This is a genomic window from Nonomuraea sp. 3N208 (assembly GCF_052245935.1).
In the GTDB taxonomy this organism is placed as follows: Bacteria; Actinomycetota; Actinomycetes; order Streptosporangiales; family Streptosporangiaceae; genus Nonomuraea.
In genome coordinates this window covers 365,162-375,406 of the sequence record NZ_JBQQBR010000007.1, presented here as the reverse complement: position 1 = coordinate 375,406, position 10,245 = coordinate 365,162, and the positions used below count along the sequence as shown (strand labels likewise).

At 68.0% G+C, this 10,245-nt stretch carries 14 protein-coding genes; 11 read left to right on the top strand and 3 right to left on the bottom strand.

The features are described from left to right. Positions 1–376 precede the first annotated feature (376 nt). Both ACTWPT_RS13545 and ACTWPT_RS13540 read right to left on the bottom strand, forming a co-directional pair. Positions 377–622: an HAD family hydrolase gene (locus ACTWPT_RS13545; RefSeq protein ID WP_443177677.1), complete on the bottom strand. Its 246-nt coding sequence runs from the start codon at positions 620–622 to the stop codon at positions 377–379. Between the two features lie 238 nt (positions 623–860). Beyond that, positions 861–1,361 (bottom strand): pyridoxamine 5'-phosphate oxidase family protein, encoded by a 501-nt coding sequence (locus ACTWPT_RS13540; protein WP_443177676.1) that lies wholly within the window; start codon positions 1,359–1,361, stop codon positions 861–863. Between the two features lie 156 nt (positions 1,362–1,517). Here ACTWPT_RS13540 and ACTWPT_RS13535 point away from each other — a divergent pair, with 156 nt between their 5' ends. The 7 genes from ACTWPT_RS13535 (at position 1,518) to ACTWPT_RS13505 (ending at position 5,785) form a co-directional block, all read left to right on the top strand. Next, positions 1,518–2,396 carry a hypothetical protein gene (locus tag ACTWPT_RS13535; RefSeq protein ID WP_443177675.1) on the top strand — a complete coding sequence of 293 codons (879 nt, stop codon included), beginning with the start codon at positions 1,518–1,520 and terminating at the stop codon, positions 2,394–2,396. 443 nt (positions 2,397–2,839) lie between these two features. Continuing rightward, the gene (locus ACTWPT_RS13530) at positions 2,840–3,190 is read left to right on the top strand and encodes a hypothetical protein (protein ID WP_443177674.1); all 351 of its coding nucleotides are present in this window, start codon (positions 2,840–2,842) and stop codon (positions 3,188–3,190) included. A gap of 4 nt (positions 3,191–3,194) precedes the next feature. Beyond that, complete coding sequence (locus ACTWPT_RS13525; RefSeq protein WP_443177673.1) at positions 3,195–3,362, top strand: hypothetical protein; 168 nt, start codon at positions 3,195–3,197, stop codon at positions 3,360–3,362. 680 nt (positions 3,363–4,042) lie between these two features. Then, a complete protein-coding gene (locus ACTWPT_RS13520; RefSeq protein ID WP_443177672.1) occupies positions 4,043–4,450 on the top strand; it encodes a hypothetical protein in 408 nt (135 codons plus the stop codon). Then, positions 4,447–4,794, top strand: coding sequence for a hypothetical protein (locus ACTWPT_RS13515; RefSeq protein WP_443177671.1), 348 nt, complete (start codon positions 4,447–4,449; stop codon positions 4,792–4,794). The genes ACTWPT_RS13520 and ACTWPT_RS13515 overlap by 4 nt, the downstream gene beginning before the upstream one ends. A 184-nt stretch (positions 4,795–4,978) precedes the next feature. Beyond that, positions 4,979–5,512, top strand: a complete 534-nt coding sequence (locus ACTWPT_RS13510) for a hypothetical protein (protein WP_443177670.1) — start codon at positions 4,979–4,981, stop codon at positions 5,510–5,512. 126 nt (positions 5,513–5,638) lie between these two features. Continuing rightward, positions 5,639–5,785 carry a hypothetical protein gene (locus ACTWPT_RS13505; RefSeq protein WP_443177669.1) on the top strand — a complete coding sequence of 49 codons (147 nt, stop codon included), beginning with the start codon at positions 5,639–5,641 and terminating at the stop codon, positions 5,783–5,785. A gap of 192 nt (positions 5,786–5,977) precedes the next feature. Here the strand turns inward: ACTWPT_RS13505 and ACTWPT_RS13500 are convergent, their stop codons facing one another. Further along, positions 5,978–6,355, bottom strand: a complete 378-nt coding sequence (locus ACTWPT_RS13500) for a hypothetical protein (RefSeq protein WP_443177668.1) — start codon at positions 6,353–6,355, stop codon at positions 5,978–5,980. Positions 6,356–6,635: 280 nt separating this feature from the next. Here ACTWPT_RS13500 and ACTWPT_RS13495 point away from each other — a divergent pair, with 280 nt between their 5' ends. The 4 genes from ACTWPT_RS13495 (at position 6,636) to ACTWPT_RS13480 (ending at position 10,155) form a co-directional block, all read left to right on the top strand. Further along, complete coding sequence (locus ACTWPT_RS13495) at positions 6,636–7,106, top strand: hypothetical protein (protein ID WP_443177667.1); 471 nt, start codon at positions 6,636–6,638, stop codon at positions 7,104–7,106. A 271-nt stretch (positions 7,107–7,377) separates the two neighbouring features. Then, positions 7,378–9,315: a hypothetical protein gene (locus ACTWPT_RS13490; RefSeq protein WP_443177666.1), complete on the top strand. Its 1,938-nt coding sequence runs from the start codon at positions 7,378–7,380 to the stop codon at positions 9,313–9,315. Continuing rightward, entirely contained in the window at positions 9,224–9,820 is a 597-nt protein-coding gene (locus ACTWPT_RS13485; RefSeq protein WP_443177665.1) for a hypothetical protein, read from the top strand. The genes ACTWPT_RS13490 and ACTWPT_RS13485 overlap by 92 nt, the downstream gene beginning before the upstream one ends. Continuing rightward, positions 9,796–10,155, top strand: a complete 360-nt coding sequence (locus tag ACTWPT_RS13480; protein ID WP_443177664.1) for a hypothetical protein — start codon at positions 9,796–9,798, stop codon at positions 10,153–10,155. Before ACTWPT_RS13485 ends, ACTWPT_RS13480 begins: the two co-directional genes overlap by 25 nt. Positions 10,156–10,245 lie beyond the last annotated feature (90 nt).

The window sequence follows — 10,245 nt, the reverse complement described above, 5'->3', positions numbered from 1 at the left end:
GCCCGCTACCGAGACCTGGGAGCCGACTACCACGCCAACAAGATCGACCGGGACAAGAAGACCCGCACTCACGTCCGGCAACTCCAAGCGCTCGGCTTCACCGTCACCCTGACCCAGGCTGCCTGACACCGTCCCCGGGCCAACCCCACCGGCGATCACCAGCCGGGGTTCGCTGCCGCCTGCCCGGCTGAGGTCCTTATTTTCCGGTCAGCAAGGTCCTACGCAAGGAGGCGCTACGCGCTGTGGAAGCTCCGGGCAGCGCCCTGTGGGGGCAAGCCCCCACACCCCCAGGCGGGGGCCTGCCGGTCCCCGCACCCCCGGACGCGATCCCCCTTTCCGCACGGTCAGGCATGCCGCCGTGGAAGGCTTTGATCACTCAGATCGCACCAAGACCCACAGTCTGAGCCCCTTCGATGTCTGCAATGAGATTGTCGCCGACCATCCAGCCGCCCTCACTGAGGCTGGTTCCGCGGCGCCGCGCGGCCATCTGGAACAGGCGAGGGTCGGGTTTTCTGTCGCCCTCGACTCCCGACACGGCATAGCCGTCAACCACGCCCGTCAGGCCCGTCCGTCGGAGCTTGCCGAGTTGGCTGTCCGCCAGGCGGTTCGTGACAACTCCCACCTGTCATCCAGCGGCGCGTAGCTCGGCAAGCGCGGCCAATACGCCCGAGTAAGACCGTACGAGTTCAGGTATGCGTCGCCGGTAGCCGGCCCATAGCTCCTCGATCGGTTCCGCCAGCGTGAACCGCTTACGCATCCTGCTGTACAGGACCTATCGAGATCAAAGACGGCAAGGCGTTGCACGACCGCAACCTTAGAAGGTTCGGGGTAGCGCGAGGGCGCCCACGGGCGGCACGACTTCACCCGCCCATGACCTCCGGAAGCCGATTCTGGAAGTCGAGGACGCCTACCCAGGTGGGACGCAGTGCGATGCGTGCCATCTTGGTGTCTGGATGGTCGGCCTGGGCGACGTAGCCGGCGCCGCCCTCCTGGCCGAGGAATCGGCGTGCCGCCTGGGCCTGTTCCGGCACCATGCCGGTGACCTCGGTGATCGAGACTCGGCCGCGGAGCAAGAGAACCTGGGGCGGCTGGGGCTCGGTGTCGATGGTGATGGCGACGTCCGGGTTGGCGCGCAGCGCGCGCAAGCGATGCGCCGGGCGCTGGATTCCGATCGGGGTGCAGTGCACGAACGTAGCCATCACCAGTTCCTCGCCTGTCCAGACGAACCATGTCGCCATTATGCGAGGCGTCCCGTCTATTGCCGTGTAGGCCAGGCGGGCCGGAATGGTCGAGTGAAGCAGATGCTGAGCGATGTCGGTCTTGAGCAGCCGTACATCCCCTTGTGGGAAATCCATGATCATCTCCTTGTGGGTCTTTCACAGATGACGACCGGGATGCCGCCGAAAACTCATCGCGTCGCTCCCGCCCTGGCTTTCGCTGGATCAACGATGACCACGACGCGCCGGCTGCATCCAATAATTATCACCCTGTGTCTTTAACGTGTCACAATCAGCGACATGCCGTCCCCCCGACATGACGCCCTCATCAAGATGTTCACCGACCGTCCCCAACTTGCGGTGGAGATCTTGCGTGACCTCATGGGAGTGCAATTGCCCGCCACGCCGCTGATCCGCGTGGAGGACAGCACCTTCAACACCCGGCGTTCCGACGACATCGAAGCCGACCTGCTGCTCGTCCTCGGATCCCCGCAAGCCCCTGTGCATGCCATCATCGTGGAGATCCAGCAGGACAAGTCCAAGGCCCCCCGGCAGCTCGCCCGCTACGCTGCCGCGCTGTGGCTGATGCTGGGCTGCGACGTCACGGTGCTGGTGATCTGCCCAGATCGTGGGGTCGCCGACTACTACGCGCAGCCGATCGAGTCGGGGCTGACCGGCTACCGGCTCCAGGCCCGGGTGTTGGGACCGGACGGCATCCCTGCCATCACCGACCCCCAGCAGGCGGCGGACCACCTGGCACTGTCGGCCATGTCGGTCATGGTCCATGGCCGTGACCGCAAGGTCGTCGAGGCGTTCGCCACGGCACTGAACGACATGCGCGACGAACACGCTCCGAAGTACTATGAATACGCCTACAGCATGGCCGGGCCCGACATCCGGCGCCTCTTGGAGGAGATCATGACGTCCACCGACTGGCCGGTCTACAGCCCCTTCGCCCGTGAACACTTCGGCCGTGGCGTAGCGGAAGGCAAGGCGGAAGAGGCTGCCCGGATGGTGCTGCTCGTGCTCGCCGCCCGCGGCCTTGAGGTACCGGAGGACGCCCGCGCCCGCATCACCGCTTGCACCGACCTTGCCCGACTCGAGACCTGGGCCACCCGCGCAGCCACCGCCAAGGCTCTCCAAGACCTGTTCACCGAAGCGGATGGACAACCCCGTTAGCACACCACCGTAGGAACTCGATCATCGGGGCCACTCTCCCTTCCAACTGCTCACTTTCAACGGGTTCGAGTCAGGGCCGCGGCATGAAGTGAATGGTGTTGGTGTACGCCGATCCAGAGCCACCGTGAGGTCTGCGTAGTAGACGAGGGGCGTGGCGCCAGAATCGCCGCGGAAAATCCTTTGTCCTCCTGCCGAGTCTGAGCCGGCCCAGTCGACGCGTAAGCAGCGACGGCGACAACGTGGCAGGAAGGAAGCAGACCATGAGGAAGATCATCGAGCAGGGTGTGGTGACGTTGGACGGCCAGATCAGCACGCCGCAGAGCTGGCTGGGCGAGCTGTAGGCCGGAGAGTTCGAGCAGCGCTCGCGGGACCTGCTGTTCTCGGTCGACGCCCTCTTGTACGGGCGGGTCAGCTACGAGCAGCACGCGGAGGTCTGGCCGCACATGGAGGAGCAGTTCGGCGACTACGCGGTCAGGATGAACACCATCCTGAAGTACGTCGCGTCCACCACGCTGAAGGAGACCGCCTGGAACGCCACTCTCATCGAGGGGGACGTGGTGGAGGAGGTCGCCAAGCTGAAGAGCCCGCCCGGCGGCGACATTCCTGACGCTCGTCGACGTCGTGCGGCTGGAGAACGGCGTGCTGGGAAGAACTGCGGCGGCGGCTCTTCCAGTCGCCTTGACATCACTTACACGGTGGTGGTCATTGTGGCCGGGGCCGGTGAGAGCGCCCGTACCGTGACGAGGACCCGCCAGCCACCCGTCTTCCGAACAGATTCTCGAGCTAGGGTGTAGGACTGTGGATGATGTCGAACCCTTGCGAATGCCGCCACAGGTGCTCTACATGGGCAAGCATCGCGCGTTCCTGCTGCGGTGGCGCCGCCGCATGGAGGGCGGCATCGTCTGTTATCTGGGGTTGTGGCCTCTTCCCGCAGGTCAAAGCGAGATGATCTTGTCAGGCACGTAAGGCAAATAGGCTGGCCGTTCCCGCTGAGCGCATGTCGTCCCGTCGCCCGCGTCCGTCGGCGGAAGGGGGAACTTTCCGTGCTGGCTGAGACGCCACATGTCAGTGGATCTACCTGACGGCCACGGGTAACGTTGTCATGCTTCCGTTATGTCGAGCAAATCCTGGAATGATGACCTGAATCGCAAGTTTCAGGACTCACATAGCCGGTGGCACGACCGCCACAACGGTGCTCTACGTCCTCGACACAACGCGCCCCAACGCCCCGACCTCCGCGGTGGCAATCGCGGCGGCGGTGGTAGTGGAGGCGGCGGAGTGCTCGGTGCGATTGTCGTCATCATTGTGTTGATCATCGCTATCACCACAATCGCCAATTACCTCAACTAGCGATCTTTGGTCTCGCGTTTCTGGACGTTTGTGTCAAGTTTCACGACGCCCGAGGGAGCCGCGCTTGTGCGGCGTAGTCGTCGACGTGGCGGGTGATGGTCTTGAGCGCGGCTCGGAGTTCTCCAGTTGTCTGGGGTCTTTAAGTGAACTGGCTGGTCAGCCGCGGGAAGGTCTGTCAGGCAAGTAGGCGGCTCGCCTGTCCGACGATCAGTGATCTCTTCGTATGGCTGTGCCTGTCAGATCGTGTCGGTGGCCATGGCCTCGATGAGCCTGAGGATGGGATCATCGTTCAGTTGGTGCTTGGAGCGTTTAGCGGGCCAGGTCGAGAAACCGTCGCCGGGCCAGCGTGGGACGACGGTCAGCCCGGCCGCGCGCAGCGCCGGCCGCCTGGCTGCAGTCTGCCGTCGACGACGGCCGCCGAGATCGTGGTGACGCTGCTGCGCTGCGCCCCCACGCTCGACGAGCGCGGCTGCCCGCCCACGTGTGAGGACCTGGAGGCCTCCGCCCGGGTCGTGCATGTGGACGCCGCGACCGTCTACAGCGCGCTGATGTGCTGCCTGCCCCACACCGCCGGGCGGCGCGGCCGCCGCTTCATCATGGGCCGCACCCGCATCGTCGGGCCGCAGGGCGGCTGCGTCGGTGTGGAGACCCGGGTCACCGTGGCGCTTCCCGGCTGCGCCCCCTGCCCCGGCGACGCATCGTGAGCATCCGGGTCAGCGTCCAGATCGACGAGGCCGCGATCAAGCGGCTGGCGCTGAGCCCGGACGGCGAGATTGGCCGCCAGGTGGAGACCCGGGTGCGGCAGGTCGAGCAGATCGCCAAGGTTAGGGCGCCGGTGGACACCGGCACGCTGCGGCGCGAGATCTACATCGACGGGCCGCACATAAGGGCGTCGACGGTCGCCTGGGACGTGGTCGCCGCCGTGGCGTATGCGATGTGGATCCACCGGGGCTACCGTGAGTACCGGCGCGGCACGGGCCAGTATGTGCGAGCGCGAGCAGGGCCGCGTCCGTTCCTACTGGAAGCGCTGCGCCAGGTGTTCGGCTAACTACGCTCCATGGTGACGCCTGTGAACAGCGGCAAGTCCAGCAGAGGCAGTACTCCAACCGTTCACGTCGCTGCTCACCCCGCATTCCCATTTACGGTGCAACTGCCTCATGCAAGCGATTAGCAACCGATAGTTGATACATGGGTCATGTCAGCGTTCACGCCAATATTCCAAGAGGATGGATATGTCATTCCGTCGACGCATCCTGGCGACCCTGATCGCAGCCCTGCCGATCCTGACGGCCGGAGCAGCACCGTCGTACGCCACTCCTACTCATGCCGCGTCCCTGGGTGGCGCGTGGCAGGTGACGACGCGCGGGGAGTGGGGGCCGCACTACATCGGGCGCGACGGCCAAACAACAGCGGGCATCGTCGGCCGATCCTTCACCCAAAACGTGAAGATCGGGCGAGGCGGACCGCCCAGCATCAAATGCACGACGAGTCGCGTGAAGCTCGGAAGGATTCCCCTGCGGCTGCCTGACGACTGCACGCTAAAGGAAAAGCCGGGCAACTTCGGCTACATCGTCGTCACGTACGTTGCGTTCGGACTGCGTCCGGCTCCCGGCTACTGCGCCAAGGCGCAGTTCCAGATCACGCACTGGGACGACTCCGTCGAGCGCACCGGCGTCTACTCCACCTGCGACTCCACAAGAACCACATGGTGGACGTTCGGCTACAAGCGCGTCTCCAGCATCAAGGTGGCGGTAGTGAACTCCTAGCGACCAAGGATCGCTAGACGCTCTCGAAGTGACGGGCGGTTGAAGTGCGACCGCCCTCGGCGAGGCCGTGCCGTTCCTGCTGCCCTGCCTTGCGCGAAGTATTCGGCTGATCGGACAATCCGGGCGGTGCAGGAGCAGCACGGGGGTCTGGCCGGCATCCTTGCGTGGGTGGGCGCCGGTCTCGTCATGCTGTTCGGATATATCGCTATCGCGGCGGCGATCTTGAAGGGGTCGAAGCAGGGAAGCGATCAGAAGCCCGAAGACGAGAACTGACACGCCTGAAGACTGCAGGGTCAGTGCGGGTGCATTCGGAGACGTGGCAGCAGTGGCGTATGCGATGTGGATCCATCGTGGGGAACGGGAGTGCCGCGCGGCACCGGCCGCATTGTGCGGGCGAGAGCGGGCCCGCGGCCGTTCCTGGTGCAGTCGTTGCAGCGGGTGTTCGGCTGGTACTGCGATGACACGTCAGTGCTCGTAGGGATCGCCGTCATCGTAAAAGCCGGCCGTGGACGCCCAGAAGAACCATCTGCTGGCCTCATCGTGTCTTCCGAGTCGTCTGAGTCGCCGTCCGAGCTCCAGCTGGGCTTCGTGATCACCGTTCTGAGGGTCGTTCGGCCGGGCGGCCTCCAGGAGCGTAGCTTCCTCCGCGTCGGTTAATTGATGATCCGGCGGTGCGGGCGCAAGTGGGCGCGTCAGGTCTGCTGGCAGATCCGGGATGAGGGACTCAACCATGTCTACGAGTTCCGCCAGGCTCAGTGACCTGAGAAACTCGGCGGACAGGAGCGCTTGATCCCCGTGCCGGTCCAGTAAGAGTGCTTCGAGCTCACCGCGGCGTCGCTGCATTTCCCCCACTCCCCACGTCTGAGTGAGTCGTCCTGGTCCGCGGGGCCATCGATCCCGTCTGGACTTCTGGTGGTCGTCCATCTGCACCTCCGACTCAGCGCGCTCTTCCGCCCCGTGGCGGCAGCCATCACGAGCAGTGTCGCACCGAACGCTTGGTACCGGTTCCGGCGTGCGGTACCCGGGGCCAACTAGCCCTGGGGTGCCTGCCGCGGCGCTAGGCTCGGCCCTGTGCCGCTGGTTGTGGGCCGGGCACCAAACGCTCTTCACCGTGGGGTTTGCCGTGGCCAAAACCGTGATCGCGATCCGTACTGAGCCGCACGTCGCCGAGGTGGGCGACGTGGAGCTGCTGTTTCAGCCCGAGGTCGCGGGAGATGAGTTCCTGCAGGCGTACGCCGACATGCAGAACGCCTCCTCGAACCTGATGAGCGGCGTCGCCGAGCGCGGCCTCGAGATGGAGCTGATCAAGGCCGAGCGGGCCGCCGTCCGCGCGTTCATCGCCTACCCGATGCTGCCGGAGTCCCGCGAGCTGTTTGAGTCGATGCAGCTGCCCGACCGGGCGCTGGTCCAGCTCACGCAGTGGCTGATGTCGGAGGAGGTGTACGGCGCCGGCCGCCCTACTGGGTCATCCGGCGGCTCTGCGCCTCCCTCATCGACGCCTGGCCCATGCTCGACGGTCAATGGGCGCCCAGGGCGTCGATCCGGACGGCTGGACGCTCACGCGCCTCCTGAACGTCGCCGAGGCCCTGCTTGACTGGGTCGCGGCCGATGACGCTGAGCGGGAGCGCAACCGCGCCCGCCTGTACGCCCCACCCGAATCGGAGCACACGCCGCGGCGCGGCCGCGTGGCGCGGGCCGCCGGTGGTGGGCCGGCGCCGACGACGATGGAGCAGGCCAGAACGCTCGCCGCGCAGATGGCCGCGGAGGACGCTCAGCTCACGTCGGGTAAGCGGCCAGCCCGTTAGTCTGGAGATCGCCGCTGGTTTTGGGCCGGGCAACCGATCGCGTTCCTGCGAGGTTGCCCGGTGGCCGACGACATTGTCGGATCAGCGCGTATCCGCGTCTCGCTGGAGGACGACGGCGCCGTCCCGGAGGCGCGCAGTCTAGGCCGCCGCATCGAGCGGGCCATCGAATCGGCCACCCGCGACGCCGGCGGCCGGATGCGCCGGGAGGGCGAGAACGCCGGCGAGCAGTTCATCCGCGGCGTCGATGGCCGGTTGCGGGATGCCCGCGGCCGGTTCGTCCGCGAGGGCAGCCTGCTCGGCCGCGTGCTCAGCGCCGCGTTCGGCCGCGGGTTCTCCGGCGTCTCGCTGTTCGTCGAGGCGGTCGAGGAGTCGGCCAGTGGCCTGTCACGGCTGGTCGTCGGCGCGGGCGCCCTGGGCGCCCTGGGCGCCCTGGCGATCGGTCTGGCCTCGGCCACGACCGCCGCCGTGGGGCTGTCGGCCGCGTTCGCCCCCGCCGCCGGGATCCTCGCCGCCCTGCCGGCCGGGGTGCTGCTGTTCCAGTCCGCGCTCGGCACGCTTCGGCTGGCGCTGCTGGGCGTCGGTGAGGCCTTCGAGGCCGAGCTCACCGAGGACGCGGCCAAGTTCGAGGAGAGCCTGGAGGGGCTGGCGCCGGCGGCACTGGCGGTCGCGCGGGAGCTGCGCGCCGCCCGCCCTGAGATCGACGCTTTCCGGCAGTCCGTGCAGGGCGCTTTCTTCGCGCCGCTGCGGAGGGAGATCACGAGCCTGGTGGCGGCCCTGCGAGGGCCGCTCACCACCGGCATGCGGGGCAGCGCCGCGGAGCTCGGGCGGCTGGCCCTGGCCACCTCCCGCTGGCTTCGCTCCGCGAGCGGCGTCGGGCTCATCGAGGGTCTGTTCGCACGGGTCCGCTCCACCCTGGCCGGGATCCGCACCAACACCGTCGACCGGCTGCTGCGCGCCATCACGGACTTCACCGTCGGCACGCTGCCGGCCTTCGACGGGCTCGGCGCCTCCCTGGACGGCATCCTGCTCCGGTTCTCGCGCTTCCTCGAGCGGGCTACCGCGGCCGGGGACGGCATTGTCTGGATCTACGGGGCGCTGGAGGTTTTCCGCCAGCTCGGCGCGATCGTCGGCGACGTCGGCGGCATCCTGGTCGGCGTCTTCGACGCCGCCGAGCAGGCCGGCGGCAGCGCACTGGGCGTCATCGCCCGGGTGCTGGACCAGGCGCGCGCGTTCGTGGAGTCCACCGAGGGCCAGGCCGCGCTGGTCGAGGTCTTCTCCGCCCTAGGCGAGGTCGGCGGCCAGCTCGGCCCCATCCTCGGCGCGCTGATCATCCAGCTCGGCAGCCTGGGCTCCATCGTCGGCGACCTGGCCCTGATCACCGGACCGCTGCTGGTCACCGCGATCAACGAAATCGGCGCGGCGGCGCGCGCTTGGCCCGGGCGTGATCGACGTCTTCTCCGGAGTCGACGCGGCGGTGACACGGATCGCCTCGTCGGGGGCGTTGACCAGCCTTGCCACGGAGCTGTCGGAGATCCTTTCCACCGTGGCGCCGCTCGGGCTGGCCTTCGGCGACTTGGTCGTCGAGCTTCCACCGGTCGCGATCTTCGTGGGGAACCTGCTGCAGGTGCTCGCCTCGCTGGGCCCGGCGGCGCTCGGCGTGCTCTCCTCGTTGGCGTCCGGGCTGAGTCTGCTGACGGGCGTGCTCAGCCCGGTGGTGTCGCTGGTCGACCTCGCCGTGTCGGCGTTCACTGCGCTGCCGGGGCCGCTGCAGGCGGCCGCGTTCGCCCTGGCCGCGGTCGTCGCTCTGCGCGGCCCGATCGCCGCGTTCGGCGCGACGATGGCGTCGCTGCCGCGCCAGATCGCCGTCTCAACGCTCGCGTCCGGGTTCGGCGCGTTGCGCTCGGGCTTGACCGGCATTCTCGGCATTCTCGGCCTGCTCGGCGGCCCGTGGGGGGTCGCCATCACCGCAGGTGTTACCGCCCCGACGCTGTTCGGTGAGCAGCAGCGCGAGGCCGCCGCGCGGGTGGATGAGCTCACGGGCACGCTGGATGCGCAGACCGGCGCCGTCACGGACAACACCCGCACGTGGGTGATCAACGAGCTGGAGCGGCGCGGCGTCCTGGCGCAGGCCGAACGGCTCGGCGTCGACACGGCACTTGTGACGAGCGCGGTGCTCGGCGAGGCGGACGCGCTCAACCAGCTCAACGCCGCGCTGAACGCCAACATCGAGGCCTCGGTCGCCCGCGGGGACGTGCCGGTCGTCGACGCCCTGCAGGCGGAGCTGGTCAACAGCGACAACCTGATCGTCACGGTGCGTGAGCTGTCGGGGGAGTTCGACCTGGCGTCGGAGGCGGCCCGGCGCAAGGCCGCTGCGGCGCGCGAGCTCAGCCCCGCCGAGCAGTCGGCGGCCGGCGCCGTCTCGGCGGCCACGCAGGCGCTACGGACGCAGGCTGACGAGCTGCGCGCGCAGATCGACCCGTGTTCGCGTTCGGCGGGTTCGTAGTCGCGCCGGGCGGCGACGGCGGCACCGCCAACGAAACATCGGATACCGGGCTCGACGCCGTCTCAGGCGTGCCCGGGCCGCTGGCCGGGACCGGGCAGCACATCTCCGGCGGCGGCGCCGGCCACGGCGCGATCCGGCTGAGCGCCACCCAGGGCTTGTCCGGCGCGGGTGGTGAATCCCGCCTTGGCCATGGCGGATTCGCCCGCTCCACCGAAGGATCCGGAACCGCCCCGCGCGGCCGCGGCGGCGACGCCGGGGGCGCGCTGTCCTACGGCGACTCCGTCAACGGCGAACCCGGCGGCAACGGCATCGTCATCGTCGAGCTATTTGGCTGACGCTTGCACCTCGCACGATCCGGGAGACGGTGCTCAGGCATCTAGCCCGACCTCATCGGCGAGCGCCTGCTGGGTGACGCCGTCGGTCCT

Coding starts and splice junctions, on each gene's coding strand:
- ACTWPT_RS13540 (WP_443177676.1), bottom strand. CDS start 1,361: ATGATCATGGATTTCCCACAAGGGGATGTACGGCTGCTCAAGACCGAC.
- ACTWPT_RS13535 (WP_443177675.1), top strand. CDS start 1,518: ATGCCGTCCCCCCGACATGACGCCCTCATCAAGATGTTCACCGACCGT.
- ACTWPT_RS13530 (WP_443177674.1), top strand. CDS start 2,840: ATGGAGGAGCAGTTCGGCGACTACGCGGTCAGGATGAACACCATCCTG.
- ACTWPT_RS13510 (WP_443177670.1), top strand. CDS start 4,979: ATGTCATTCCGTCGACGCATCCTGGCGACCCTGATCGCAGCCCTGCCG.
- ACTWPT_RS13500 (WP_443177668.1), bottom strand. CDS start 6,355: ATGCAGCGACGCCGCGGTGAGCTCGAAGCACTCTTACTGGACCGGCAC.